General features: G+C 62.3%; 24 protein-coding genes. 16 read left to right on the top strand and 8 right to left on the bottom strand.

Features of this window, described 5'->3' with window-relative positions; genetic code table 11:
• The first annotated feature begins 65 nt into the window (after positions 1 to 65).
• The 13 genes from F1002_RS16635 (at position 66) to F1002_RS16575 (ending at position 13134) form a co-directional block, all read left to right on the top strand.
• The gene (locus tag F1002_RS16635) at positions 66 to 1997 is read left to right on the top strand and encodes a bifunctional 3-phosphoshikimate 1-carboxyvinyltransferase/cytidylate kinase (RefSeq protein WP_150430161.1); all 1932 of its coding nucleotides are present in this window, start codon (positions 66 to 68) and stop codon (positions 1995 to 1997) included.
• A gap of 100 nt (positions 1998 to 2097) precedes the next feature.
• On the top strand, positions 2098 to 3777 hold the full coding sequence (gene rpsA, locus F1002_RS16630) for a 30S ribosomal protein S1 (RefSeq protein WP_150430160.1): 1680 nt from the start codon (positions 2098 to 2100) through the stop codon (positions 3775 to 3777).
• Positions 3778 to 3789: 12 nt separating this feature from the next.
• Positions 3790 to 4074 carry an integration host factor subunit beta gene (locus tag F1002_RS16625; protein WP_150430159.1) on the top strand — a complete coding sequence of 95 codons (285 nt, stop codon included), beginning with the start codon at positions 3790 to 3792 and terminating at the stop codon, positions 4072 to 4074.
• Positions 4075 to 4144: 70 nt separating this feature from the next.
• Complete coding sequence (locus tag F1002_RS16620; RefSeq protein ID WP_223879643.1) at positions 4145 to 4426, top strand: lipopolysaccharide assembly LapA domain-containing protein; 282 nt, start codon at positions 4145 to 4147, stop codon at positions 4424 to 4426.
• Complete coding sequence (lapB, locus tag F1002_RS16615; protein ID WP_150430157.1) at positions 4423 to 5595, top strand: lipopolysaccharide assembly protein LapB; 1173 nt, start codon at positions 4423 to 4425, stop codon at positions 5593 to 5595. Before F1002_RS16620 ends, lapB begins: the two co-directional genes overlap by 4 nt.
• Positions 5596 to 5603: 8 nt before the next feature.
• Entirely contained in the window at positions 5604 to 6923 is a 1320-nt protein-coding gene (locus tag F1002_RS16610; RefSeq protein ID WP_150430156.1) for a UDP-glucose/GDP-mannose dehydrogenase family protein, read from the top strand.
• Between the two features lie 12 nt (positions 6924 to 6935).
• Positions 6936 to 7859 (top strand): D-glycero-beta-D-manno-heptose-7-phosphate kinase, encoded by a 924-nt coding sequence (gene rfaE1 / locus F1002_RS16605; RefSeq protein ID WP_150430155.1) that lies wholly within the window; start codon positions 6936 to 6938, stop codon positions 7857 to 7859.
• A 10-nt stretch (positions 7860 to 7869) separates the two neighbouring features.
• A complete protein-coding gene (gene rfaD, locus F1002_RS16600) occupies positions 7870 to 8868 on the top strand; it encodes an ADP-glyceromanno-heptose 6-epimerase (protein WP_150430154.1) in 999 nt (332 codons plus the stop codon).
• Complete coding sequence (cysM, locus tag F1002_RS16595; RefSeq protein WP_150430153.1) at positions 8861 to 9760, top strand: cysteine synthase CysM; 900 nt, start codon at positions 8861 to 8863, stop codon at positions 9758 to 9760. Before rfaD ends, cysM begins: the two co-directional genes overlap by 8 nt.
• The gene (locus tag F1002_RS16590) at positions 9757 to 10542 is read left to right on the top strand and encodes a 3'-5' exonuclease (protein ID WP_150430152.1); all 786 of its coding nucleotides are present in this window, start codon (positions 9757 to 9759) and stop codon (positions 10540 to 10542) included. The genes cysM and F1002_RS16590 overlap by 4 nt, the downstream gene beginning before the upstream one ends.
• A gap of 62 nt (positions 10543 to 10604) precedes the next feature.
• On the top strand, positions 10605 to 11153 hold the full coding sequence (gene ppa, locus F1002_RS16585) for an inorganic diphosphatase (protein ID WP_150430151.1): 549 nt from the start codon (positions 10605 to 10607) through the stop codon (positions 11151 to 11153).
• 5 nt (positions 11154 to 11158) lie between these two features.
• A complete protein-coding gene (locus F1002_RS16580) occupies positions 11159 to 12775 on the top strand; it encodes an NAD+ synthase (RefSeq protein WP_150430150.1) in 1617 nt (538 codons plus the stop codon).
• Between the two features lie 20 nt (positions 12776 to 12795).
• On the top strand, positions 12796 to 13134 hold the full coding sequence (locus F1002_RS16575) for a P-II family nitrogen regulator (RefSeq protein ID WP_150430149.1): 339 nt from the start codon (positions 12796 to 12798) through the stop codon (positions 13132 to 13134).
• A 62-nt stretch (positions 13135 to 13196) separates the two neighbouring features.
• Here F1002_RS16575 and F1002_RS16570 read toward each other — a convergent pair whose 3' ends face one another.
• Both F1002_RS16570 and trxB read right to left on the bottom strand, forming a co-directional pair.
• A complete protein-coding gene (locus F1002_RS16570; protein WP_223879642.1) occupies positions 13197 to 13949 on the bottom strand; it encodes a Smr/MutS family protein in 753 nt (250 codons plus the stop codon).
• 5 nt (positions 13950 to 13954) lie between these two features.
• Positions 13955 to 14917, bottom strand: a complete 963-nt coding sequence (gene trxB, locus F1002_RS16565) for a thioredoxin-disulfide reductase (protein ID WP_150430148.1) — start codon at positions 14915 to 14917, stop codon at positions 13955 to 13957.
• A gap of 129 nt (positions 14918 to 15046) precedes the next feature.
• Here trxB and F1002_RS16560 point away from each other — a divergent pair, with 129 nt between their 5' ends.
• From F1002_RS16560 to lolA, 3 genes are all read left to right on the top strand, one after another.
• Positions 15047 to 15709: a Crp/Fnr family transcriptional regulator gene (locus F1002_RS16560; RefSeq protein ID WP_150430147.1), complete on the top strand. Its 663-nt coding sequence runs from the start codon at positions 15047 to 15049 to the stop codon at positions 15707 to 15709.
• Positions 15710 to 15723: 14 nt separating this feature from the next.
• Complete coding sequence (locus tag F1002_RS16555) at positions 15724 to 18030, top strand: DNA translocase FtsK (RefSeq protein WP_150430146.1); 2307 nt, start codon at positions 15724 to 15726, stop codon at positions 18028 to 18030.
• Between the two features lie 62 nt (positions 18031 to 18092).
• Positions 18093 to 18713, top strand: coding sequence for an outer membrane lipoprotein chaperone LolA (gene lolA / locus F1002_RS16550; RefSeq protein WP_150430145.1), 621 nt, complete (start codon positions 18093 to 18095; stop codon positions 18711 to 18713).
• A gap of 3 nt (positions 18714 to 18716) precedes the next feature.
• Here lolA and F1002_RS16545 read toward each other — a convergent pair whose 3' ends face one another.
• The 6 genes from F1002_RS16545 to lysS all read right to left on the bottom strand — a co-directional run bounded on the left by F1002_RS16545 (position 18717) and on the right by lysS (position 25601).
• Positions 18717 to 19190, bottom strand: a complete 474-nt coding sequence (locus tag F1002_RS16545) for a GNAT family N-acetyltransferase (RefSeq protein ID WP_191090444.1) — start codon at positions 19188 to 19190, stop codon at positions 18717 to 18719.
• Between the two features lie 181 nt (positions 19191 to 19371).
• Positions 19372 to 20643: an O-acetylhomoserine aminocarboxypropyltransferase/cysteine synthase family protein gene (locus F1002_RS16540; RefSeq protein ID WP_150430143.1), complete on the bottom strand. Its 1272-nt coding sequence runs from the start codon at positions 20641 to 20643 to the stop codon at positions 19372 to 19374.
• 104 nt (positions 20644 to 20747) lie between these two features.
• Positions 20748 to 21476: a glycine zipper 2TM domain-containing protein gene (locus F1002_RS16535; RefSeq protein WP_150430142.1), complete on the bottom strand. Its 729-nt coding sequence runs from the start codon at positions 21474 to 21476 to the stop codon at positions 20748 to 20750.
• 87 nt (positions 21477 to 21563) lie between these two features.
• Entirely contained in the window at positions 21564 to 23474 is a 1911-nt protein-coding gene (mnmC, locus tag F1002_RS16530) for a bifunctional tRNA (5-methylaminomethyl-2-thiouridine)(34)-methyltransferase MnmD/FAD-dependent 5-carboxymethylaminomethyl-2-thiouridine(34) oxidoreductase MnmC (RefSeq protein WP_150430141.1), read from the bottom strand.
• Between the two features lie 3 nt (positions 23475 to 23477).
• Positions 23478 to 23975, bottom strand: a complete 498-nt coding sequence (locus F1002_RS16525; protein WP_150430140.1) for a hypothetical protein — start codon at positions 23973 to 23975, stop codon at positions 23478 to 23480.
• Positions 23976 to 24092: 117 nt separating this feature from the next.
• The gene (lysS, locus tag F1002_RS16520) at positions 24093 to 25601 is read right to left on the bottom strand and encodes a lysine--tRNA ligase (RefSeq protein ID WP_150430139.1); all 1509 of its coding nucleotides are present in this window, start codon (positions 25599 to 25601) and stop codon (positions 24093 to 24095) included.
• Between the last annotated feature and the right edge of the window lie 63 nt (positions 25602 to 25664).

The following is a 25664-nucleotide window of genomic DNA, read 5'->3' as shown; positions in this document are numbered from 1 at the left end:
ATCGACAGGTTTCTGACTTGGCCGGACCGGGGTAAACTCCACTGTTTTTCAGCGGTCATCCGGACATGGAATTTCTCGATCTTCCCCAATTGTGTTCAGCCAGCGGTAGTGTTCGACTGCCCGGTTCAAAGAGTATCTCCAACCGTGTCCTGTTGCTGGCAGCCCTCTCTGAAGGTGAAACCGAGGTTCGCGACCTGTTGGCTTCCGACGATACCGAGCGCATGCTCGATGCGCTCAAAGCACTGGGCCTGGGCGTTGTCCATCTAGGAGGCGAAAACTGGCGTATCACCGGAAGCGGCGGGCGCTTTCCGGTCAAGCAGGCGGAACTCTTCCTCGGCAATGCCGGCACAGCCTTTCGTCCGCTAACCGCTGCGTTGGCGCTGGCCGGTGGCGACTATGTTCTCAAGGGCGTCGCCCGCATGCATGAGCGGCCGATTGGCGATCTGGTCGATGGTCTACGCCAATTGGGTGCCGACATCACCTATCTGGCGAACGAGGGCTATCCGCCGTTACATCTGAAACCGGCCAACATTCAGCCGGGTGGCGTGGTCAAGGTGCGTGGCGATGTTTCCAGTCAATTCCTGACGGGTTTGCTGATGGCGTTGCCGTTGACCGGGCAGGAGGTTGTTGTCGAAGTGGTCGGCGAGCTTATTTCCAAGCCCTACATCGAGATCACGCTGGCGACCATGGCACGCTTCGGTGTAGTCGTCGAGCGCGATGGCTGGCAGCGCTTTACCATCAAGGCCGGCAGCCGATATGTCTCGCCGGGAACGATCTACGTCGAGGGCGATGCCTCCTCTGCTTCCTATTTTCTCGCACTGGGCGCCATTGGCGGTGGCCCGGTGCGTGTCGAAGGCGTCGGCCAGGATTCGATCCAGGGTGATGTGAGGTTTGCCGAGGCGTTGGCAAAAATGGGCGCACGCATCGAGATGGGTCCAAACTGGATGGAGGCACGTGCACCGGAAGGGGGGCTGGTTGCCGTCGATCTCGATTGCAACCATATTCCCGATGCCGCGATGACGCTGGCCACGGCTGCCTTGTTCGCCAAGGGCAAGACCACCCTGCGCAATATCGCCAGCTGGCGAGTCAAGGAAACTGACCGCATCGCAGCGATGGCGACTGAATTGTGCAAGCTGGGCGCCGAAGTGGAAGAGGGGGCGGACTACCTCTGCGTGACGCCGGCAGTCCTGCATCCGGCCGCCATCGATACCTACGACGATCATCGCATGGCGATGTGCTTCTCGCTGGCAGCCTTCGGCACGCCGCTGCGCATCAATGATCCGAAATGCGTCGCCAAGACCTTTCCGGACTATTTCGAACGTTTCGCAGCGGTTACCCGGGCGGCTCCGGTCATAGCCATCGACGGCCCATCGGCTTCAGGAAAGGGGACGGTGGCGGCGCGGGTTGCCGAGGCCTTGGGGTTCGCCTACCTCGATTCCGGGGCGCTCTATCGCCTGACGGCCTTGGCTGCCAAGCAGGCTGGTGTCGATTGGGCCGATGAAGCCGGTGTTGCCAACTTGGCTGCAGTTCTCGATGTTGAATTTTCCGGTAGCGACATCCGTCTCAACGGCAGCTTGGTCGGCGATGCCATCCGTACCGAGGAAATGTCGGCCGGCGCCTCGAAAGTGGCCGCCCTGCCGGCTGTTCGCGAGGCGCTGTTATTCCGCCAGCGGGCCTTCAATACGCTACCGGGCCTGGTGGGTGACGGACGCGACATGGGTTCGGTGATCTTCCCGAAAGCCCAGCTCAAGGTGTTCCTGACGGCGAGTGCGGAGGCGCGTGCCGAACGCCGCTATAAGCAGTTGATCGAAAAAGGATTCTCTGCTAATCTCCCGGACCTTCTGGCTGACCTGCAGCAACGTGATGCGCGCGATTCGCAGCGCAGCGTGGCGCCGCTCAGGCAGGAGGCTGATGCAAGGCTGCTCGATACCACGCATCTCACCATCGAACAGGCGGTGAACCAGGTGCTGGCATGGAGCAGGGAAGTGTCGCTGTAACGGTGTTGCCGGCTGCAATGGCCGGCGCATTTTTTTAACCTCAACCCGCTGCTTTTCGTACCGACCCTGGCTCGATTCGTGGCATGAAAGTCTGTCCGTAATGGAATCTTTTGCTCAACTTTTTGAAGAATCCCTGGCTCGCCAGGAAATGCGTCAAGGCGAAGTCATCACTGCCGAAGTGGTGGCCATCGATCACAATTTCGTCGTGGTCAATGCCGGCCTGAAATCAGAATCCTATGTTCCGCTCGAAGAATTCCTGAATGATCAGGGCGAGATCGAAGTCAAGGAAGGCGACTTCGTTCAAGTTGCCATCGAAATGCTGGAAGACGGCTACGGCGCCACGCGCCTGTCGCGCGATCGCGCCAAGCGCATCGCCGCCTGGAACTTCCTGGAAGAAGCCCTGAACAACAACACCCTGGTCACCGGTACCATCACCGGCAAGGTCAAGGGTGGTCTCACCGTCATGTCCAACGGCGTCCGTGCGTTCCTGCCGGGTTCCCTGGTCGACATGCGTCCGGTCAAGGACACCACGCCGTACGAAGGCAAGACCCTCGAATTCAAGGTCATCAAGCTGGATCGCAAGCGCAACAACGTCGTGATGTCCCGCCGTGCCGTGCTCGAAGCCACCGCTGACAAGGATCGCGAAAAGCTGCTTGAGAACCTCAAGGAAGGCACCACCGTCAAGGGTATCGTCAAGAACATCACCGACTACGGCGCGTTCGTCGATTTGGGCGGCATCGATGGCCTGCTGCACATCACCGACCTGGCCTGGCGCCGTGTCCGTCACCCGAGCGAAGTGCTCAACGTTGGTGACGAAGTTACCGCCAAGATCCTCAAGTTCGACGCCGAGAAGAACCGCGTCTCCCTGGGCATGAAGCAGCTGGGCGACGATCCGTGGGTTGGCATTGCCCGCCGTTACCCGGCCGGTACCCGCCTGTTCGGCAAGGTCACCAACCTGACCGACTACGGTTCCTTCGTTGAAATCGAACAAGGCATCGAAGGCCTGGTGCACGTCTCCGAAATGGACTGGACCAACAAGAACGTCCATCCGTCCAAGGTCGTTTCCCTGGGCGACGAAGTCGAAGTCATGATCCTGGAAATCGACGAAGAGCGTCGGCGTATCTCCCTGGGCATGAAGCAGTGCCTGCCGAACCCGTGGGACGATTTCGCCATGAACCACAAGAAGGGCGACAAGGTCCGCGGTGCCATCAAGTCGATCACCGACTTCGGCATCTTCATCGGTCTGCCTGGCGGTATCGATGGCCTGGTTCACCTGTCCGACCTGTCCTGGTCTGCGACCGGCGAAGAAGCCATCCGCAACTTCAAGAAGGGCGACGAAGTCGAGGCAGTCGTGCTCGGCATCGACGTCGAGAAGGAGCGTATCTCCCTGGGCATCAAGCAGCTCGAAGGTGACCCGTACACCAACTTCATCGCTACCCACGAGAAGAACAGCATCGTGCGCGCTACCGTCAAGACGGTGGATGCCCGCGGCGCCGTGCTGACCCTGGATGGCGAGAACGAAGGTTACCTGCGTGCTTCGGAGTTCTCGCGTGATCGTATCGACGACCTGTCGCAACACCTGAAGGTGGGCGACGAAGTCGAAGCCATGATCATCAACGTGGATCGTAAGACCCGTGGCATCAACCTGTCCATCAAGGCCAAGGACAATGCCGAACAGCACGAAGCGATGCAGAAGCTGGCTTCTGACTCCGCCTCCGCTGCTTCCGGTACGACCAACCTGGGCGCCCTGCTGAAGGCCAAACTCAACCAACAAGGCTGATAAGGCACTAGCATGACCAAATCCGAGCTCATCGCCCGACTGGCGGAGCGGTTTCCGCAGTTGGTGGCGAAGGATGCTGATTTTGCGGTCAAGATGATTCTCGATGCGATGTCCGAAGCGCTGGTGCGCGGAGATCGCATCGAGATCCGCGGATTCGGCAGCTTTGCGCTCAACTACCGGCCGCCGCGTGTTGGACGCAACCCCAAGTCGGGGGAGAAGGTCAGTGTGCCGGCCAAATGGGTTCCCCATTTCAAGGCCGGAAAAGAGTTGCGCGAACGGGTCGATCAGATGATCTGACGCCGGGCTTGGCTCAATGTGGTAGATTTGGGGCGGTGAATGATTTCACTGCCCCTTTTTATTGAATGTCATGACAGCATTGACTTGGGCCATCCGGCTCATCATCTTCATTTTCCTGGTGGTGTTTGCTGCACAGAACACCGATCCGGTCAGCCTGAGGCTTTTGCCTGGGCAGATCTGGCAGGCGCCGCTGGTGCTTGCCTTGCTCGCTTTTTTTGTTGGCGGCATAGTCATTGGGGCACTTTCGTTGCTCGGTGTGCTCTTTCGTCAGCGGCGCGAGATTTCCCGATTGAAAAAGGCGGCTACGCGCCAGCCGCAAGCACCCAGCATTGAAACGCCACCCGCCGTATGAGTGACGTTGTCGATTACTGGCAGTTGCTGCTGATTCCGGTTTTTTTCGGCTTGGGCTGGGCTGCGGCGCGCGTTGACATGCGGCAGGTCATTCACGAGTCGCGGGCATTGCCGCGATCATATTTCCAGGGCTTGAATTTCCTGCTCAACGAGCAGCCCGACAAGGCTATCGATTCCTTCCTCGAGGTTGCCAAGGTTGATTCCCAAACCGTCGAACTGCATTTCGCGTTGGGTAATCTTTTTCGCCGTCGCGGTGAAACCGAGCGGGCCATCCGCATGCATCAGAACCTGATCGATCTTCCCGACCTCGACGAGCGCGTCCGCCTGCAGGCACTCTTGGAATTGGGGCAGGATTACCTCAAGGCTGGCTTGCTCGATCGTGCCGAGGAAATCTTCAACAAGCTGCTGGGCACCTCGTTCGAAGAGGAGGCCAAGCGCAACCTGCTGGAGATTTACCAGGTTGGGAAGGAGTGGCTGAAAGCCGTCGAGATCGCCCGCGAACTGCCCGATGTCGCCTCCCATCGCGAAATTGCCGAGTACTACTGCGAGTTGGCGGCCAACGAAATCATGCGCTCGCGTCCCGACGAAGCGCGCCAGTATCTTGATGTCGCCATGCAGGAAAACCGCAAGTGCGTGCGGGCCAGCCTGCTCCAAGGCGATCTCCTCCTTCAGGAGGGGAAACCGCTGGAGGCCATCGAGGCTTGGCAGCGCATCGAACAGCAGGATCCGGCCTATCTGGCACTGGTTGCCCAGCGTTTGCTGGAGGCCTATCGCAAGCAGGGGCGCCTGGCGGAAGGCGTAGCCCTATTAAGCGGTTACCTTGAGCGTTATCCGTCGTTGGACCTTCTCGATGTCGTCTATCAACTGGTGCTGGAGAGCGAAGGGACCGAGGCGGCTTATCGTCTGGTGCGTGCCGAATTGCAGCGCAATCCCACCCTGCTTGGCCTCGAGAAGCTGATGAGCGCGCGCCTGCCGCTGGCGGCGCCCGAAGTCAGGCCGGATGTCGAACTGGCGAAGACCATCATCCAGGGCTATACCAAGCGCCTGTCGCGCTATCGGTGCGATAATTGCGGCTTCAAGGCTCGCCAGTTCTACTGGCGCTGTCCCGCCTGCGGTGGCTGGGAAACCTATCCGCCGCGTCGTGGCGAAGAATTCGATCAATCCCTGTAGGAAATTTCATGAAAATTACGGTTGTCGGTACCGGTTATGTCGGTCTGGTCAGTGGTACCTGCCTGGCGGAAGTAGGCAATGACGTGCTTTGCCTGGATGTCGATCCGGAAAAGATCCGTATCCTTGAAGAGGGCGGCATCCCGATCTACGAACCGGGTTTGCAGGAAATGGTCCGTCGCAACGTTGCGGCTGGCCGCCTGCATTTCACCACCGATATCGAAAAGGCCGTCCAGCATGGCACCGTCCAGTTCATTGCGGTCGGTACGCCGCCCGATGAAGACGGCTCGGCCGACCTGCAGTACGTGCTTGCTGCCGCCCGCAATATTGGCCGCCTGATGACCGACTACAAGGTCGTCGTCGACAAGAGCACGGTGCCGGTCGGTACCGGCGCCAAAGTCCATGCCGCCATCGCCGACGAGTTGCAGAAGCGCGGCGTCAGTACGCCGTACAGCGTCGTGTCGAATCCCGAATTTCTCAAGGAAGGCGCTGCCGTCGAGGACTTCATGCGTCCTGATCGTATCGTCGTCGGTGCCGAAGACGAGCAGGCCATCCACCTGATGCGCGCCCTGTACGCGCCGTTCCAGCGCAACCACGAACGCCTGATCGTCACCGATATCAAGAGTGCCGAACTGACCAAGTACGCCGCCAACGCCATGCTGGCGACGCGTATCAGCTTCATGAACGAACTGGCCAATCTGGCCGAAGTGCTGGGTGCCGACATCGAGATGGTCCGCCAGGGCATTGGTTCCGACCCGCGTATCGGCTATCACTTCCTGTACCCGGGCTGCGGCTACGGTGGGTCCTGCTTCCCCAAGGACGTCAAGGCACTGATCAAGACTGCGCAGGATGATGCCAATATCACCCTCAAGGTGCTGACTGCCGTCGAGGAAGCCAATGATGCGCAGAAGCATGTGCTGACCAAGAAGATCCAGCAGAAGTTCGGCGATCTCAAGGGCAAGCACTTCGCCCTGTGGGGCCTTGCCTTCAAGCCGAACACCGACGACATGCGCGAAGCCCCGAGCCGTGAGCTGATCGCCGACCTGTTCGCTGCAGGCGCCACGGTTTCTGCCTACGACCCGGTCGCCATGCACGAAACGCAGCGCATCTTCGGCGACGAAGCGCGCCTGACCTACGCCGACAGCCCGATGGCGGCGCTGGACGGTGCGGATGCCCTGGTCATCGCTACCGAGTGGAAAGAGTTCCGCAGCCCGGATTTCGAAGCGATCAAGGCGACGCTGAAGAATCCGGTCATTTTCGATGGCCGCAATCTCTACGACCCGAAGTTCGTGCGCAATTCGGGCATCGACTATTTCGCCATCGGCCGCTGAGAGAATCGCAACATGCTGGAAAAGGTTTCGCAGGTTCGCCTGCTCGTGGTCGGTGACGTGATGCTGGATCGCTACTGGTTCGGCGACGTGAGCCGGATTTCGCCGGAGGCGCCGGTGCCGGTGGTCAAGGTCGAGCGCCAGGAAGAACGCCTCGGCGGTGCAGCCAACGTGGCGCGCAATGCGGCCTCGCTCGGCGCCGTGACGGCCTTGCTGTCCGTCGTCGGCGATGACGACGCCGGCCGTTCGCTTGCTCGCCTGCTCGACGAGGGGCTGATCGACGCCGGCCTGCACATCGATGACGATATCGACACCATCGTCAAGTTGCGCGTCATCGGCCGCCAGCAGCAATTGTTGCGTATCGACTTCGAGACACCTCCGTCACACGAGATCCTGCAGGCCAAGCTGGCCGATTTCGAGCGCCGGGTGGCCGATGCCGACGTGGTCATCCTGTCCGATTACGGCAAGGGCGGCCTGACCCACATTTCCGAGATGATCCGCATTGCCCGCGCGGCCGACAAACCCGTTCTGGTCGATCCCAAGGGCGACGAATGGGGCAAGTATGCCGGTGCGACGGTGATCACGCCGAATCGCTCCGAACTGAAGCAGGTCGTCGGCAGCTGGAGAGACGAAGAAGAACTGTTTGCCAAGGCCACTAGGCTGCGCGGTGAACTGGGCCTGGAGGCCTTGCTCGTCACCCGCAGCGAGGAGGGCATGACCCTGTTTGCCGACGAGGTCCACCATCAACCGGCCCTGGCGCGCGAGGTGTTCGATGTCTCCGGTGCCGGCGATACCGTCATTGCCACGCTGGCCGTCATGCTCGCTGCGGGCGCCGACTGGGCCGAAGCCATTCGCGTCGCCAACATCGCCGCCGGCATCGTCGTCGGCAAACTGGGAACTGCGGTCGTTACCCGCCAGGAACTGCTCGCCGCCCTGTAAGGAGAATTCCATGTACTACGTCGTCACCGGCGCTGCCGGCTTCATTGGCTCCAACATTGTGAAGGCGCTGAACGAGCGCGGCATCACCAACATCATCGCCGTCGATAACCTGACCAAGGCCGACAAGTTCAAGAACCTGATCGACTGCGAAATCGCCGACTACCTCGACAAGCACGATTTCATCGAGCGCATCCAGGCCGGTCATTACGACGGCGAGATCGAGGCCATCCTGCATGAAGGCGCCTGCTCCGACACCATGGAGACGGATGGCCGCTACATGATGGAGAACAACTATCGCTACTCGCTGATCCTGCTCGACTGGTGTCAGGATCAGGACGTGCAGTTCCTGTACGCCTCGTCGGCCGCCACTTACGGCGCCAGCAGCATCTTCAAGGAAGAGCGCCAGTACGAAGGGCCGCTCAACGTCTACGGCTATTCCAAGTTCCTGTTCGACCAGATCGTCCGCCAGCGCCTCGCCAAGAATCCTTCGTCGCAGATCGTCGGCTTCCGTTACTTCAACGTCTATGGGCCGCGCGAAACCCACAAGGGGCGCATGGCTTCGGTCGCCTTCCACAACTACAACCAGTTCAAGGCCGAGGGCAAGGTCAAGCTGTTCGAAGGCTCGCACGGCTACGAGAACGGCGGCCAGATGCGCGACTTCGTCTTCGTTGGCGATGTTGCCAAGGTCAATCTGTATTTCCTCGATCATCCCGAGAAATCCGGCATCTTCAATTTGGGTTCCGGCCGGGCGCAGAGCTTCAACGATGTCGCCGTCGCGGCCGCCAATGGCTGCCGCCAGGCCAAAGGGGAGGCCCCGCTGTCGCTGGCTGAACTCCGGGCGCAAGGCTTGCTCGAATACATTGCTTTCCCCGATGCACTGAAGGGCAAGTACCAAGCCTTTACGCAGGGCGATCTGACCAAACTGCGCGAAGCCGGCTACGAAGCGCCGATGGCTACGGTGGAGGAAGGCGTCTCCCAATATATCGAGTGGCTGCACCGCCATGTATAAAACCCTGCAGGATTTTGTCGGAAACACGCCGCTGGTGCGCCTGGTGCGTATCCCGGGCGCGGATAACGACAAGCGCGGCAACGTCATCCTGGCCAAGCTCGAAGGCAACAACCCGGCCGGCTCGGTCAAGGATAGGCCGGCGCTTTCGATGATCATGCGGGCCGAGGCGCGCGGCGACATCAAGCCGGGCGACACGCTGATCGAGGCGACTTCCGGCAATACCGGCATCGCGCTGGCCATGGCGGCGGCCATGAAGGGTTACCGGATGATCCTCGTCATGCCGGAAAACCAGAGTGTCGAACGCCGCCAGAGCATGCGTGCCTTCGGTGCCGAGCTGGTGCTGACGCCCAAGGATGGCGGCATGGAGCTGTGTCGCGACGTCGCCGAAAAAATGCGCGACGAGGGCAAAGGCATCATCCTCGACCAGTTCGGCAACCCGGACAACCCGCTGGCCCACTACGAAGGTACCGGCCCAGAAATCTGGCGCGATACTGACGGCAAGATCACGCATTTCGTATCCAGCATGGGGACGACCGGCACCATCATGGGCACCAGCCGCTTCCTGAAGGAGCAGAGTCCGGCTATCCAGATCGTCGGCTGCCAGCCGGAAGAGGGGAGCCAGATTCCCGGTATCCGCAAGTGGCCGGAAGCCTACTTGCCGAAGATTTACGACAAGACCAACGTCGACCGTATCGAGTATGTCAGCCAGGCCGAAGCCGAGGCGATGACCCGCCGTCTGGCCATGGAAGAGGGCATCTTCGCCGGCATCTCCTCAGGCGGTGCATTGGCCGTGGCGCTGCGCCTGTCGCAGCAACTGGAGAACGCGGTCATCGTGTCGATCATCTGCGATCGTGGCGACCGCTATCTGTCGACGGGCGTTTTCCCGGCATGAAACCGGTTCTCGTCTTCGATATCGAGACCATTCCCGATGTGCCCGGCCTGCGCCGGCTCAACGATCTGCCCGGCGAACTGTCGGACGACGAGGTCGCCGAACTGGCCTTCCAGCAACGCCGCGCCAAGACAGGCAACGACTTCCTGCAACTGCATCTGCAGCGGGTGGTGACCATCTCCTGCGTGTTGCGGACCAGCGAAGGGCTGAAGGTCTGGTCCCTGTCCGAGCCGGACTTGAGCGAAGGCGCCATCATCCAGCGCTTTTTCGACGGCATCGAGAAATTCACGCCGCAAATCGTGTCATGGAACGGCGGCGGCTTCGATCTGCCGGTGCTGCACTACCGTGGCATGCTGCATGGCGTGTCGGCGCCGCGTTACTGGGACATGGGGGATGGCGACTACGCCGATTCCCGTGACTTCAAGTGGAACAACTACATCAGTCGCTACCACACCCGTCACCTCGACCTGATGGACCTGCTGGCACTGTACAACGGCCGTGCCAACGCGCCGCTCGACGATCTGGCCAAGCTGTTTGGCTTTCCCGGCAAGCTCGGCATGGACGGCGGCAAGGTATGGGAGGCATGGCAGGCTGGCCAGATTGCCGATATTCGCGACTACTGCGAAACCGACGTCATCAATACCTATCTGGTCTATAACCGTTTTCGTCGTCTGCGCGGCGAACTCACGGCCGAGGAGGAGGTCGCCGAGGGCGAATTCGTCAAGGCCCAGCTGGCCCGCATCAGCGCACCGCACTGGCAGGAGTTTCTCGCCGCCTGGGGCTGATGTCGGCCAGGGGCGGCGTTATAATCGCAAGTTCTCAAAACCTGAACGCAGAGAGATAAAACATGGCACTTAACAACGTTCCTTCCGGCAAGTCCCTCCCCGACGATTTCAATGTCATCATCGAAATTTCCGCTCATTCCGAGCCGGTCAAGTACGAAGTTGACAAGGAAAGCGGTGCGATCTTCGTCGATCGCTTCATGTCCACCGCCATGCACTATCCGTGCAACTACGGCTACATCCCGCACACCATCGCCGGCGATGGCGACCCGGTCGACGTGCTGGTCGTGGCACCGTTCTCCCTGCCGCCGGGTGTTGTCGTGCGCTGCCGCCCGCTTGGCCAGCTGTCGATGACCGATGAGGGCGGCAACGATGCCAAATTGCTGGCTGTGCCGGTCGACAAGCTGACGCCGCTGTACAAGGACGTCAAGACCTTCGAAGACATGCCGGAATTGCTGCGCAAGCAGATCGCTCACTTCTTCGAGCGCTATAAGGATCTGGAACCGGGCAAGTGGGTCAAGGTCAACGGCTGGGAAGGCATTGATGCCGCCCACAAGGAAATCCAGGAAGGTGTCCAGCGTTACAACGACGCCAAGGACAAGCCGGCCTACTAAGTCACATGTTGCGAATCGCCGTTGCCCAGTTCAACGCCACCGTCGGTGACCTGACGGGCAACGTCGAACGCATCATCCAATGCGCCACCGAGGCCAAGGCCCGCGGTGCCCATGTGCTGCTGACGCCGGAATTGGCGCTGTGCGGCTATCCGCCGGAGGACCTGTTGCTGCGCCCGGACTTCTACCGGGCGTGCAACCGGGCTCTCGACGATCTGGCTTCCCGTGTTGACGGTATTGCCGTCATCGTCGGGTATCCGGAAGAACGCGACGGAACCTGTTACAACGCGGCTACCGTCATTGAAAACGGCCAGCGCACCGCGATTTATCGCAAGATGCGCCTGCCGAACTATGAAGTTTTCGACGAGAAGCGTTATTTCGAGCAGGGGACCGAGCCTTGCGTCGTCACCCTGAATGGCGTGCGCTGCGGCATCAACATCTGCGCCGACATCTGGGAGGCGGGTGCTGCCGAACTGGCGCACCGGGCCGGCGCCGAATTGCTGCTCGTCCTCAATGCCTCGCCCTGCCATCTCGACAAGACCCGCGAGCGGGTTCAGGTGCTGGCCGACCGGGTCCAGGCGACCGGCATTCCCGCCATCTATTGCAATCTTGTCGGTGGACAGGATGAACTGGTTTTCGACGGCGATTCCTTTGCGCTGAATCCCGACAAGAGCGTCTGCATGCGTCTGCCGCAGTTCGAGGAGGCGCTCGGTATCGTCGATTTTGCGGCGGGGTGCCTGCAATCGGACGATCTGTGCGCCGAACTGCCGCTTGAGGCCGAAGCCTACAAGGCGCTGGTTCTCGGCGTGCGCGACTACATCGGCAAGACCGGCTTCAAGGGCGCCATCATCGGCTTGTCCGGCGGCATCGATTCGGCCCTGACCCTGTGCGTAGCCGTCGATGCACTGGGGGCGGACAAGGTCCATGCCGTCATGATGCCGTCGCCCTACACGGCACAGATGAGCCTCGACGACTCGCGCGAGATGATCCGCCAGCTGGGCTGCTCATACGACGAAATCGCCATCGCGCCGGCCATGGAAACCTATGCGGCCATGCTCGATCCGCTGTTCGCCGGGTTGCCGGCCGATACCACGGAAGAGAACATCCAGGCCCGCATCCGCGGCAATATCCTGATGGCGCTGTCCAATAAGACCGGCAAGCTGGTGCTGACCACCGGCAACAAGTCCGAGATGGCGGTCGGCTACTGCACGCTGTACGGCGACATGGCTGGTGGTTTTGCCGTGATCAAGGACGTCTACAAGACCCTGGTCTATCGCCTGTCGCGCTATCGCAATACCTTGTGCGACGGTGCCCCGGTGATTCCGGAGAACATCATCGTCCGGCCACCGTCCGCCGAGTTGAAACCGGATCAAAAGGATCAGGATTCACTGCCCGAATACGATGTGCTGGATGCCATCGTCTGTGCCTACATGGAGGAGGACCGCAGTCCGCGCGAAATCATCGCGGCCGGACTCCCCGAAGCCGATGTGCGTCGCGTCGTTCGCCTGTTGCGCATTGCCGAATACAAGCGCCGTCAGGCGCCGGTCGGTATCCGCATCACGCCGCGTGGCTTTGGCAAGGATTGGCGGTATCCTATTACCAATCGCTATACCGACGAATTTTGAGAAGAGAGAGGAATCAATCCATGAAGAAGATCGAGGCCATCATCAAGCCGTTCAAGCTGGACGAAGTGCGCGAGGCGTTGTCGGAAATCGGCATCAGCGGCCTGACCGTTACCGAGGTCAAGGGTTTCGGCCGTCAGAAGGGGCATACCGAGCTGTATCGCGGCGCCGAGTACGTTGTCGATTTCCTGCCCAAGATCAAGATCGAAATCGTCGTCAATGCCGATCATGTCGATGCCGCCATCGAGGCCATCATCAAGGCGGCGCGAACCGGCAAAATTGGTGATGGCAAGATTTTCGTGATGCCGGTCGAGCAGGTTGTGCGGATCCGCACCGGGGAAACCAACGAATCGGCCGTTTGATCCGGGCGGTATGGCAACGGCCTGCAATCAGGCCATGACGAGGGCAGCGAAAGCTGCCCTTTTTATTTTTTTGCGGCACGCAGCAGGACGATCAATGCACCTTCGCCACCGTCGTGCGGCTGAGCCTGGCAATACGCCAGGATTTCCTGGCGCTGGGCCAGCCAGCCGCGCACCAACTGGCGCAGGATCGACAGCTTTTGCGGCGAGCCATGCCCTTTGCCGTGGATGACCCGCACGCAGCGCTGGCCATGGTGCAGACATTCGGCCAGAAATATGGCCAGCTGGTGCCGGGCTTCATTGCGATTCATCCCATGCAGGTCGAGTTCGGCCTGAACGACCCAGCGGCCGCGCCGCAGGTCGCGGAGGACAGTCATCGCCAATCCGCCGCGTAGATAGTGCGGTTCGTCGCCCCCTTCCAGTCTGTCCTGCAAGCCGATTTGGCCGTGCAGGCTTTCGTGCAGGGCGGCGCGTTCGTCGTTGATCGACTGCTGCGGACGGGGTGGCGGTGTCGGGGTGCCCAGCTGGACGCGGTTAGGCGATGGCATGGGCTGGACGCCAGCCATGGCGACGTAAAAAGCCTGCTGGTCCGGGTCGGCATGAACGGGGCGGATGTCGCCTGCCGTGTGCCAGTGTGCCGGCAAGGCCGGCTCGTGGCGCAGCGTGCGATTTATGGTTGCGGATTGTGGTGCGCTGGGGCGGGGCAGCCTGTTGGCTGCCGGCTGGGGCTTGACAAGCTGGACGCGGTCAACCGGCGGCAGCGGCTGAACATCGGCCACCGCCGCCCGGAAGGCGGCAAGGTCATCCGCGTCGGTCAACCTGATCAGGCGTGGCCGAGGTTGTCCAGATAACGCTCGGCATCGAGCGCGGCCATGCAGCCGGAACCGGCCGAGGTGCAGGCCTGCTTGTAGATCTGATCCTGTACGTCGCCCGCGGCGAAGACGCCGGGAATGCTGGTTTGCGTCGCGTTTCCGTTGCGACCGGATTCGGTGATGATGTAGCCGTTATCCATCTCCAGCTGGCCGGCGAAGATGTCGGTGTTCGGCTTGTGGCCGATGGCGATGAAGACGCCATGAACGTCGACCTTCTGCAGCGCGCCGGTCTGGGTATTCTTGACGTTCAGGCCGGTCACGCCGGAGTCGTCGCCGAGTACTTCATCAAGCACGCTGTTCCACAGGATGGTGACCTTGCCTTCCTTTTCACGCTGGAAAAGCTTGTCCTGCATGATCTTCTCGGCCTTGAACTTCTCGCGGCGATGAATGACCGTGACGTGGCTGGCAATGTTGGCCAGGTACAGCGCTTCCTCGACGGCAGTGTTGCCGCCGCCAACCACGGCCACCGGTTTGTTGCGGTAGAAGAAACCGTCGCAGGTGGCGCAGGCCGAGACGCCCTTGCCCTGGAACTTGTCTTCGGAAGGCAGGCCCAGATACATGGCGGAGGCACCGGTGGCGATGATCAGGGCGTCGCAGGTGTAGGTGCCGGCATCGCCGATCAGCGTGAAGGGCTTTTGCTGCAACTGGGTGGTGTGGATGTGGTCGAAGATGATCTCGGTTTCGAAACGCCGGGCATGGGCTTCGAAGTTGGCCATCAGTTCCGGTCCCTGGATGCCGTCAGCCGCGGCCGGCCAGTTATCGACTTCGGTCGTCGTCATCAACTGGCCGCCCTGGGCCATGCCGGTGATCAGCACGGGTTTGAGGTTGGCGCGGGCGGCATAGACGGCGGCGGTGTAGCCGGCCGGGCCGGAACCGAGGATGATGAGCGGGGTATGGCGGGCGTTCTGGGACATGATGATCCTCTTGGGTGGCTGATCCGAAAATTATAGCGTTGTCTGAGCTTCCAATTTTCCCGAAGTTCCTATGTAATTTGGGAATCAGGTTTATAATCGTCTCGTAACCCCATGAACGGAAACTGAATTATGGCAACTACCCCTGTCGGATTTAGCCTGGTTGTGTTGCGTAACGTCGCCTTGTTTTCCGGACTGGACGACGGGGAGCTGGAGAAGCTTTCCAAGGTCTCCGGCCGGAAACGCGCCGAGCGCGGCGCATTCATTGTCCGGGCCGGTGAAAGCACGGATTCGCTCTACGTCTTGCTGGCCGGGCGGGCCAAGGTGACCAACACCGACGAAGAGGGGCGCGAGATCATCCTGGCCTGGCTCGGTCCGGGCGAATTTTTTGGCGAGATGGGCCTGATCGACGGCAGCCCGCGGTCGGCCAACGTGGTCGCTGCGGAGCCCTGCGAGTTGCTGTTCCTGAGCAAGGAAGCCTTCCAGCGCTGCCTGCAGGACAATTTCCAGGTGGCCCAGAAGCTGATGAAGACGCTGGTGCTGCGGCTGCGTGAGGCGGACCGCAAGATCGAAAGCCTGGCCTTGCTGGACGTTTACGGTCGTGTTGCCCGCTTGCTGCTGGATATGTCGGAAGTGGCCGACGGGCGGCGCGTGGTCAAGAAGAAGATGTCGAAACAGGATATGGCGAAAATGATTGGTGCATCGCGTGAAATGGTCAGCAAGGTCATGCGCGATCTGGAATTGAGCGGTTATATCCGCTATGAGGATGACGTGCTGGTCATCCCCGGGGCGTAAGGATGGCGGGTCGCATGGCGAGTCGGGGGGCTGCAGGCACGAGCGCCAGCCCGCTGCCGGAGAAGATCGGCAATCTGCTGCAGGAGTCGCGCTGGCTGGGTGTCGGCGCCGTTGCCTTGTTCCTGACCATGGCCTTGTGGGGCTTCAACAAGAATGATCCGGGTTGGTCGCATTCGGTGGTGTCGACGACCCTGCATAATCCGACCGGACGCGCAGGTGCGTGGATCGCCGATCTGATGCTCTACCTGTTCGGCCTCTCGGCCTGGTGGTGGATCGTGCTGATGGGCATGTTCGTCTGGTGGGGCATCCGCAAGTTCAACGCACCGGACGAGCACAAGCAGCATCCGCTGTTCATTGCGCTGGGGGGGTTTGCCTTCCTGCTGATGGGGAGCTCGTCGCTGGAAGCCCTGCGTTTCTATTCGTCGCACGCACAGTTGCCGCTGGCTCCGGGAGGCATGCTGGGCATCGAGTTGGGACGTGTTCTGTCGACGCAATTGGGCTATACCGGTTCCACGCTTTTCCTGCTGGCGGCCATGGCCGTGGGCTGGAGCATCTTTTCAGGCATGTCGTGGCTGTGGGCTTTCGAGAAGCTGGGGCTGCTGCTGGAAACCTTTGTCGGCTTCTTCTACGGACGGGTCGATGCATGGCGCGACCGCCAGATCGGCAAAGAAGTCGCGCAACAGCGCGAAGTCGTGGTCGAGGAGGAAAAGCGCCGCGTCGAGCTGCACGAGCCGATCATCATCGAAACCCCCGCCCCGCCGGCTGTTCCGGTGTCGAAGAAGGCGGAGGCGCGCGTCGAGCGTGAAAAGCAGGCCATGCTCTTCCCCGAGGCCATCGTTGGCGGCCAGTTGCCGCCGCTGCACCTGCTCGATCCGGCACCGCCCGCCACCGAGACGGTGAGTGCCGAAACCCTGGAATACACCTCGCGGCTGATCGAGCGCAAACTGGCCGACTTCGGCGTGCAGGTCAAGGTGCTGGCAGCGATGCCCGGCCCGGTCATCACCCGCTACGAAATCGAGCCGGCGGTCGGCGTCAAGGGCGCACAGATCGTCAATCTGGCGCGCGATCTGGCACGGGCGCTGGCCATGGTCTCCATCCGCGTGGTCGAGACGGTGCCCGGCAAGTCGTGCATGGCACTGGAGTTGCCGAATCCCAAACGGCAGACGGTCAAGCTGTCGGAGATTATCTCCAGCAAGCCGTACAACGACATGCACAGCCCGCTGACCGTCTGTCTGGGCAAGGATATCGGCGGCCAGCCGATCGTCGCCGATCTGGCCAAGACACCGCACCTGCTGGTGGCGGGTACGACCGGTTCAGGCAAGTCGGTCGGTGTCAATGCGATGATTCTTTCCATGCTCTACAAGTCCGAGCCGGATCAGGTGCGCCTGATCATGGTCGACCCGAAGATGCTGGAACTGTCGATCTACGAGGGCATTCCGCACCTGCTGGCGCCGGTCGTCACCGACATGAAGCAGGCGGCCAACGCGCTGCATTGGTGCGTCACCGAGATGGAAAAGCGCTACAAGCTGATGTCGGCGATGGGGGTGCGCAATATTGCCGGCCTCAATACCAAGATCAAGGATGCGGAGAAAAAGGGGGAGAACATCCCCAATCCGCTCACCCTGACCCCGGAAACGCCCGAGCCGCTGAAGACCATGCCTTACATCGTGGTCATCATCGACGAGCTGGCCGACTTGATGATGGTGGTCGGCAAGAAGGTCGAGGAGCAGATTGCCCGCCTCGCGCAGAAAGCCCGCGCCGCAGGCATCCACCTGGTTCTCGCCACGCAGCGCCCGTCGGTCGATGTGATCACCGGCCTGATCAAGGCCAACATCCCGACCCGCATCGCCTTCCAGGTTTCCAGCAAGATCGATTCGCGCACCATCCTCGACCAGATGGGGGCCGAAGCCTTGCTCGGCATGGGTGACATGCTTTATCTGGCACCCGGCACCGGTTATCCGACACGGGTGCATGGTGCCTTTGTATCGGACGACGAAGTGCATCGTGTCGTCGAGCATCTCAAGGCCAGCGGTGCGCCGGAGTATGTCGAGGATATCCTTTCCGGTGCGGCCGGTGATGACGAGGAAGGCGGCGGCGAGGCAGGCGAGGGCGGGGATGCCGAAAGCGATCCGCTCTACGACCAGGCCGTCGATATCGTACTCAAGAACCAGCGGGCATCGATCTCGCTCGTCCAGCGCCACCTGCGCATCGGCTACAACCGCTCGGCGCGCCTCATCGAAGCCATGGAGAAGGCCGGGCTGGTTTCCGCCATGGACGGTCGCGGCGGGCGCGAAGTGCTGATGAAGAAGCCGGCCGAATAAGCGGCTGCAAACCGTTACACCCTGAAACAGCGCGCCGGAAAGCGGCGCGTTAAGCTAGGCATATGAATATTTTCCAAAGAACCCTGTCGGCCGCCATCCTTGCACTTGCTCCGGGGCTGGCTACGGCCGGTGCGATCGATCAGTTGCACGATTTTCTCCGGAACACGAAAACCCTGAGGGCCGAGTTCGCCCAGGCAGTGATCGCCAAAAGCGGTCGCAAGCCGCAGCAGTCCTCGGGTATCGTCGCCATTTCGCGACCGGGCAAATTGCGTTGGGAAATCCAGAAACCCTATCCTCAACTGGTGGTGGGTGATGGCGAGAAAATCTGGATCCACGATCCCGAGTTGCAGCAGGTGACGGTGCGCAAGGCCGGGCAAGCGATTGGCGGTTCGCCGGCGGCCTTGCTGTCGGGCAGCAACGAGCTGGAAAGGAATTTCACGCTCAAGGAAGCCGGCGAATCCGATGGCATGACCTGGGTCGAGGCGACGCCCAAGGCCAATGACAGCGGTTTCGAACGGGTGCGGCTCGGCTTTTCCGGTAGCGACCTGAAAGCCATGGAATTGCTCGACAGCTTTGGTCAGACGACCCTGGTTCGTTTCTCGCGGCTCGAGAAGAACCCCGCGCTGCCGGCTTCGACCTTCCGATTCACGCCGCCGGCGGGTGCCGACGTGGTCGGCGAGTGACCCTCAGTCCAGGCGCCTGAGCATGTAGCGGGCCGTGCCGGGATAGGTGGCCAGGTGCGCAGCCTGCTGCGCCTCGAGCGTTTCGATGTCGGTGAATCCCTGTTGCATCCAGAACCTGCGGGCGTCCTGAACGCAGACCAGCGCCGCCGTGCGCCACCGGGATGATGCCAGGGCATGGCGCACCAGTGCGGCACCCAGCCCCTTTCCGCTCGCCGTCGGGCATACGGCCAGATCGTGGAAATACAGGCAATCCGGATTTTTCGGGATGTCGAAGGCGCCACCCAGCGGCGTGACCTTACCCGTGGTCGATGGATAGGTCATCAGATAGGCGGCGGGGGTTTCATCCAGCAGCGCAACCCAGGCAAAGTCTGGCGCACACGCCAGGCGATCGCTTATCGCGATGGCCGTTTCGTTCATGGATGGCGGATAGCAGCGTTGCTGGACGCTCAGCACCGCCGGCAGGTCCGATGGCGTCATGTGCCGGAGCACCCATTCATGGCTATTCCGGGGCTGGTGAGGTAAAGGTTGTCGCGTATCTGTCATGTGAAGCGTAGGGGGCGTTCCGAGGCCGCGCCAGCAGCATGAAAAATGCCGATCACCACCGTGATCGGCATTTCGGTCATGTGCCCGCGGTGCCTGCCGGGCGGAAGGTCCGTTGTCAGGCGGCGTTGAGTGCCTGATCCAGGTCGGCGATCAGGTCGTCGACGTGTTCGATGCCAACCGACAGACGGATCATGTCTTCCGACACGCCGGCCTTGGCCAGTTCTTCCGGCGACAGCTGGCGGTGCGTGGTCGAAGCCGGATGGCAGGCCAGGGTCTTGCAGTCGCCGATGTTGACCAGGCGGGTGACCAGCTTCAGCGCATCCTGGAACTTGCCGCCGCCGTCGCGGCCACCTTTGACGCCGAAGTTGAGGATGCCGGAAGCGCGGCCGCCCATGTACTTCTGTACCAGCGCGTGGTCCTTGTGATCTTCCAGGCCGGCATAGTTGACCCAGCTGACCTTCGGATGATCCTTGAGGAAACGGGCGATCTTGATCGAGTTGGCACAGATGCGGTCCATGCGCAGGGCGAGGGTTTCGATGCCTTGCAGGATCAGGAAGGCGTTGAACGGCGAGATGGCGGCACCCATGTTGCGCAGCGGTACCACGCGGGCGCGGCCGATGTAGGCGGCCGGACCGAGGGCTTCGGTGTAGACGACGCCGTGGTAGGAAACGTCCGGCTCGTTGAGGCGCTTGAACTTCTGCTTGTGCTCGGCCCATGGGAACTTGCCGCTATCGACGATGATGCCGCCGATGGAGTTGCCGTGGCCGCCGAGGTACTTGGTCAGCGCATGGACGACGATGTCGGCGCCGTGCTCGAAGGGGCGGCACAGATAGGGCGACGGCACGGTGTTGTCGACGATGACCGGTACGCCGTGCTTGTGGGCGACCTCGGCCAGCTTTTCGAAGTCGGTGACGTTGCCGAGCGGGTTGCCGACGGATTCGCAGAACACAGCCTTGGTCTTGCCGTCGATCAGCTTCTCGAAAGCCTGCGGATCGCGGTAGTCGGCGAAGCGCACCTCGATGCCGTACTGCGGCAGGGTGTGGGCGAACAGGTTGTAGGTGCCGCCGTACAGGGTGCTGGAAGTGACGATGTTGTCGCCGGCTTCGGCAATGGTCTGGATCGCGGCGGTGATGGCGGCCATGCCGGAAGCCATGCACAGCGCGGCAATGCCGCCTTCCATTTCGGCGACGCGCTTTTCCAGCACGTCCTGCGTCGGGTTCATGATGCGCGTGTAGATGTTGCCCGCGACTTTCAGGTCGAACAGGTCGGCACCGTGCTGGGTGCTGTCGAAAGCGTAGGAGGTTGTCTGGTAGATCGGGACGGCGACGGCCTTGGTGGTCGGGTCCGGCGAGTAGCCGCCGTGGACGGCAATGGTTTCGATCTTCATGCGTGCGTCTCTCTCTTTTGTTTGGTGGAGTGAAAACGCAAAGTGTATCAGGGCCACCGCTTTGTGGGCGGTGGCCCTGATGTTCGATCATCGGACGCGGGGGTTCAGACCGGCAGGAGGTTGCCGTTGCTCAGACGGATGCGTTCGCCACCCCGCCAGCGCGGTGCCGTTTCCTGCGTGATGGTCCGGGTCGTTCCGTCGTCCAGGCGCAGCGTGATCTCGTAATGCTTCTCGGCACGGTAGTGCTTTTCCGCCTGGTTGCCGGCGTAGGCGCCGCCCAGCGCGCCGACGATGGCCGCTACGTTGCTGCCGTTGCCCTTGCCGACCTGTTTGCCGAGCAGCCCGCCGACGACACCGCCGGCGATGGCGCCAAGACCGCTGCCGTCCGCCGGCGTGCTGACTTCGCGCACCGATTCGACGATGCCGCAATCGCTGCATGCCGGTGCCGAAGGGCGGGCGGGAATGACGTCGATGCCGACGTCGTTGGGGGCGGGGTAGGCGGTCGTGGTCCGCTCACTGACGCGGCGCCAGTCGCCGGCATTCCGGGCGGGGGCGCCGGTCAGCGCGACGGGCGGTACATCCTCGGCTCTCTGGCGCGGTTTCGGCGTCACGGCGGAATAGGGGCGCTGTGCCGGCTTCGTTTCCGGGGCTGTCGCCTGCATCGGCGCGGCGGTCTGGGCCGGCGCAGCAACCAGTGCGGATGGCGACACCGGCTCGGCTGACGTTCGGGGCAGCAGCCCGGCGTAATGGGCGGTGGCGGCAAGGCTGGCGATGGTGGCGGCGGTTGCCGCAACAATGACCATCGGGTGGGTGGTGTGAGTGCTGGGTTTCATCGGTTGTCCTCGTCGTGGGGCTTGGTTAAACCGAATAACGCGGCTCGATGGAGGACGACGACGCCCGAAACAAACCCTTACAAGTGCTTACGCATTGTCGCCGGAGGGTATCGCGCGACGCCGGGGTGCCAGGAGGAAGCGGCCGGGATCGACGGCGTCCACGAGGTCGTTTTCCAGGGGCAGCGGCTCGCCTTCCAGGCGGGAGACAAGCAGGTCGGCCATCAGTGCCGACCAGACGATGCCGCGTGCGCCGTAGCCCTGGACGCACCATAGCCCCGGCTGGCGCGGCAGGCTGTGCAGGCGGGCATTCGGGGTCGTTGCCGCGGGGTCGGGCAGCTGGCCGACGATGGGCAGACGGTCCGGCGACATCGGGCGGAATCCGACGCGGCCGCTGAGGGTGGATGGATCCACGCCTTGGGCAAAACCGGGCAGGCTAAGGTTGAGCCGGGCAAGGTTTTCCTGATGGTCGATGGTGCGCAGCGCGGTGTCCTGATCGCCGGATTGCAAGGTGGCGCCGATCAGGCGCAGGCTGTCGATGGCCGGCATGGCGTAGCCCAGCTTGCAGACCACGTGCGGCAAATCCGGAGTGGCGCCGGCCGGCAGATGACTGACCTGCCCGCGTGCGGCGCGCTGCGGCAGCCACGCGAATTGCTCGAAACGCGGTGCGGCATGGCCGCTGGCCATGATCAGCACAGGCGCCTCGGCGATGACCGTACCATCGGCTGCCAGGGCCTGCCAGCCTGCGGATACCCGGTTCAGTCGTTCCACGGCGGTTCCGTAGCGCACCACGATGCGTTCCGGAAAGGCGGCCAACGCAGCCTGGCAAAGGCTGGAAGGGCGTACCCAGCCACCATTTGGAAACCACCAGCCGCCGGTGTCGACCGGCCAGCCGAGGCGACGGCTGACCTCGTCGCGGTCGATGAACTGCAGCACCTCCGGCGGCCAGCCCAGCTGTTCGACGGCACGCCGTTGCTGTGCTTCGTGGACCGGTTCGCGGCCGAGATGCAGGACGCCGCAGGCATCCCAGCGTACCGCCGGAAGCTGCTCCAGCAAGGCGCGGGTAGCCTGGTAGCCTGCCCTCGTCAGGCGCGACAGGCGGTTGTCGTCGGCGGACGGGAGCGGACGCAGCACGCCGGCCAGGTTGGCGGATGCGCCGGTAGCGGGGGCGTCGGCCTGCTCGAATACCGTGACGCGCCAACCGGCGCCGGCCAAGGCATGGGCCGCGGTACTGCCGGCAATCCCGGCGCCGATGACGATGGCACGGCGTTCTGCGGGCGGCGCATGGCGGTTCGGACGTCGCGAGCGGAAGCGGGCGGTCAGTATCGGTGCCTGGCCGGCGGCACCCTGGTGGGTCTCGGTGTCAAATTCGGCGCTACGCAGCGCTGCGCCAAGCTGTTCATCGGCGTTGCTGCAAGCTAGTGTGGCGCCGGGCGCGGCAAGACGGGCGAGGGTATGGCACAGCGCCGGCGTCCAGGGTTCCGGAGGCTGGCCTGGCGGGTGATCGTCAAGGTAGAAAGCATCCGCAGCAGCGTCGAGCGCGCGCAGTTGTGTGCCGGTATCGCCGAAAACCAGGGTCAGGATGACTTGGCCGGCGTCGAGATGCAGGCGGTGGATACCGGGGGTGAGCGGCGGCCAGTGTTCTTGCAGCGCGCGGGCCAGCGCGGCGAACTCGGGCCAGGCGGCATGGGCGGAGGCGAGGTCGGCGACAGTGAAGGGATGGCTTTCGATGGCGACGAAATGCAGGCGCCGGCAACGCAGAGGATCATTGCGCCAGGCTTGCCAGGTGCTCAGGAAATTGAGGCCAAGACCGAAGCCGGTTGCGAGAACGACGAAACGGTCCCGGTCTTGCCAGCGTCCGGGCAGGTCGTTGCCGCCCATGAACACGTGGCGTGCCAGCGCCGGATTGCCATAGGCCGCCGGTGGCAGGGGGCCGCCGGCCGCGGAAATGGGAATGCCGTCCGGGGTGAGTGCGAGACGGGCCGGCTGCAGCTTGTCCACCGCTTAATGGAGGTGGGGCGCGATTTTGCCTGCGGAGGCCTGGGTCGCGGCGGGCGTGGCGTAAGCCATATCGAGGCTCCATTGGGCCTGGTCGGCAGCCGCCCTCAGCATGGCGCACAGCGCCTGCAGCAGGTCGGGCGTCAGGCCGAGATCGAAGCTGCGCTCGCGGCCTTCACGGAAAGTCAGGTGGAAACTGCCGTCAGCCAGGGTATCGACCTTGATTTCGCTGGTCAGCAGAGGATTGGAGCCGAGCGGGTAGGTTGCCTTGTCATCAAGGAACGGCTGTTCGAAACTGGGCGGTGTCGGCATGGCCTCGGCGCCTGGAACGAGCTGGATGCTGTTTTGCGGCTGCGCCAGCAGCTTGGTCAGGTGCGGCCACAATTCGCGCAGGAAGCGCCGGGTCAGCCAGACCCGGAACTCCTCGTCCGCCTGCGTCGATACCCGCAGGATCAGGCGATCCTGCAGGGCGTCATGGGCGATCTGCAGTTGGCGGATTTGCATGCTCGGATTTCAACCGATGCGTGAGCGAGCGCCGCCAAATCAAGGCGCCGGCAGCCGCCGCATAGCAGCGCTATGCAAGGCTACCGGCAACGCCGAGTTGGCAAGCGCAGCCGCGCATCATTCGGGGCGCATGGAGGGGAAAAGAATCACATCGCGAATCGCCGGGCTGTCGGTCAGCAACATGATCAGGCGATCGATGCCGATGCCGCAGCCACCGGTCGGCGGCAGCCCGTATTCCAGCGCGCGGATGAAATCGGCGTCGTAATACATCGCCTCCTCGTCGCCGGCATCCTTGGCCTTGGCCTGATCCATGAAGCGGGCGGCCTGGTCTTCGGCGTCGTTCAGCTCGGAGAAGCCGTTGGCGATTTCGCGGCCGACGATGAACAGCTCGAAACGTTCGGTGATTTCCGGGTTGCTGTCGGAAGCGCGGGCCAGCGGGCTGACTTCGACCGGGTAATCGATGATGAAGGTCGGCTCCCAGCACTGGGCTTCGGCGCAGGCTTCGAACAACTGCAGTTGCAGGCTGCCTAGGCCGCCCGGCTTGACCGGCTCGCCGAAGTGCTTGATCTTGGCCTTGAGGAAGTCGGTATCGGCCAGTTCGGCATCGGAGAATTCCGGATGCTGGCGCTGGATGGCCTGATTGATGGTCAGGCGGTGGAAGGGCTTGGACAGGTCGAGTTCGCGACCCTGATAGATGAAGACCTCCTTGCCCAGCGCTTCGCGCGCGGCATGGCGGAGCAGGCCTTCGGTGAAGTCCATCAGCGTGTGGTAGTTCGCGTACGCCTCATAGAACTCCATCATCGTGAATTCGGGGTTGTGGCGCGGGCTCAGGCCTTCGTTACGGAAGTTGCGGTTGATTTCGAAAACCTTCTCGAAACCGCCGACCACCAGACGCTTCAGGTACAGCTCGGGGGCGATGCGCAGGAACTGCTGCATGTCGAGCGCGTTGTGGTGCGTGACGAAGGGCTTGGCCGAGGCGCCGCCGGGGATCGGATGCATCATCGGCGTCTCGACTTCCATGAAGCCGTGGCCGGTCATGTAGTTGCGGATCGACTGGACGATGGCCGAGCGGGCGCGGAAGGTGAAGCGCGTTTCCTCGTTCATGATCAGGTCGACATAACGCTGACGATATTTCAGTTCCTGGTCGGACAGGCCGTGGAACTTGTCGGGTAGCGGGCGGATCGACTTGGTCAGCAGGCGGATTTCGGTGGCCTGGATGGTCAGTTCACCGGTGCGGGTCTTCATCAGCGTGCCGACGACGCCGAGAATGTCGCCGAGGTCCCAGCCCTTGAAGGCGGCATAGACGTCTTCGCCGACCTTGTCGCGGGCGACGTAAACCTGGATACGGCCGGAGACGTCCTGCAGCGCGGCGAAGGAAGCCTTGCCCATGACGCGCTTGAGCATCATGCGGCCGCCGACCTTGACCTCGACCGGCAGGCCTTCCAGTTCTTCAGCGGATTTCTCACCGTAGCCTTCGTGCAACTTGGCGGCGGTGTTCTCGCGCTGGAAGTCGTTCGGGAAGGCCTGGCCCGTCTTGCGCCACTCGGCGAGCTTGGCACGGCGCTCGGCGATGATGTGGTTCTCGTCCTGCTGGACGGGCTGTTCGGCGTTGTCGGTTTGGGACATGGGGAATCCTTGAAAATTGGGTTTGCTGCGGGCTACCGCTAAAACCCTGAATTTTCGCCGATT

Origin of the sequence: Dechloromonas sp. CZR5 (assembly GCF_008711155.1) — a bacterium.
In the GTDB taxonomy this organism is placed as follows: Bacteria; Pseudomonadota; Gammaproteobacteria; order Burkholderiales; family Rhodocyclaceae; genus Azonexus.
This window is presented reverse-complemented; position numbering and strand designations above follow the sequence as displayed.

What these genes read in the sequence shown, in the direction of transcription:
- F1002_RS16635 (WP_150430161.1), top strand. Translation starts at nt 66, where the DNA reads ATGGAATTTCTCGATCTTCCCCAATTGTGTTCAGCCAGCGGTAGTGTT.
- rpsA (WP_150430160.1), top strand. Translation starts at nt 2,098, where the DNA reads ATGGAATCTTTTGCTCAACTTTTTGAAGAATCCCTGGCTCGCCAGGAA.
- F1002_RS16625 (WP_150430159.1), top strand. Translation starts at nt 3,790, where the DNA reads ATGACCAAATCCGAGCTCATCGCCCGACTGGCGGAGCGGTTTCCGCAG.
- F1002_RS16620 (WP_223879643.1), top strand. Translation starts at nt 4,145, where the DNA reads ATGACAGCATTGACTTGGGCCATCCGGCTCATCATCTTCATTTTCCTG.
- lapB (WP_150430157.1), top strand. Translation starts at nt 4,423, where the DNA reads ATGAGTGACGTTGTCGATTACTGGCAGTTGCTGCTGATTCCGGTTTTT.
- F1002_RS16610 (WP_150430156.1), top strand. Translation starts at nt 5,604, where the DNA reads ATGAAAATTACGGTTGTCGGTACCGGTTATGTCGGTCTGGTCAGTGGT.
- rfaE1 (WP_150430155.1), top strand. Translation starts at nt 6,936, where the DNA reads ATGCTGGAAAAGGTTTCGCAGGTTCGCCTGCTCGTGGTCGGTGACGTG.
- rfaD (WP_150430154.1), top strand. Translation starts at nt 7,870, where the DNA reads ATGTACTACGTCGTCACCGGCGCTGCCGGCTTCATTGGCTCCAACATT.
- cysM (WP_150430153.1), top strand. Translation starts at nt 8,861, where the DNA reads ATGTATAAAACCCTGCAGGATTTTGTCGGAAACACGCCGCTGGTGCGC.
- F1002_RS16590 (WP_150430152.1), top strand. Translation starts at nt 9,757, where the DNA reads ATGAAACCGGTTCTCGTCTTCGATATCGAGACCATTCCCGATGTGCCC.
- ppa (WP_150430151.1), top strand. Translation starts at nt 10,605, where the DNA reads ATGGCACTTAACAACGTTCCTTCCGGCAAGTCCCTCCCCGACGATTTC.
- F1002_RS16580 (WP_150430150.1), top strand. Translation starts at nt 11,159, where the DNA reads ATGTTGCGAATCGCCGTTGCCCAGTTCAACGCCACCGTCGGTGACCTG.
- F1002_RS16575 (WP_150430149.1), top strand. Translation starts at nt 12,796, where the DNA reads ATGAAGAAGATCGAGGCCATCATCAAGCCGTTCAAGCTGGACGAAGTG.
- trxB (WP_150430148.1), bottom strand. Translation starts at nt 14,917, where the DNA reads ATGTCCCAGAACGCCCGCCATACCCCGCTCATCATCCTCGGTTCCGGC.
- F1002_RS16560 (WP_150430147.1), top strand. Translation starts at nt 15,047, where the DNA reads ATGGCAACTACCCCTGTCGGATTTAGCCTGGTTGTGTTGCGTAACGTC.
- F1002_RS16555 (WP_150430146.1), top strand. Translation starts at nt 15,724, where the DNA reads ATGGCGAGTCGGGGGGCTGCAGGCACGAGCGCCAGCCCGCTGCCGGAG.
- lolA (WP_150430145.1), top strand. Translation starts at nt 18,093, where the DNA reads ATGAATATTTTCCAAAGAACCCTGTCGGCCGCCATCCTTGCACTTGCT.
- F1002_RS16545 (WP_191090444.1), bottom strand. Translation starts at nt 19,190, where the DNA reads ATGACGCCATCGGACCTGCCGGCGGTGCTGAGCGTCCAGCAACGCTGC.
- F1002_RS16540 (WP_150430143.1), bottom strand. Translation starts at nt 20,643, where the DNA reads ATGAAGATCGAAACCATTGCCGTCCACGGCGGCTACTCGCCGGACCCG.
- F1002_RS16535 (WP_150430142.1), bottom strand. Translation starts at nt 21,476, where the DNA reads ATGAAACCCAGCACTCACACCACCCACCCGATGGTCATTGTTGCGGCA.
- F1002_RS16525 (WP_150430140.1), bottom strand. Translation starts at nt 23,975, where the DNA reads ATGCAAATCCGCCAACTGCAGATCGCCCATGACGCCCTGCAGGATCGC.
- lysS (WP_150430139.1), bottom strand. Translation starts at nt 25,601, where the DNA reads ATGTCCCAAACCGACAACGCCGAACAGCCCGTCCAGCAGGACGAGAAC.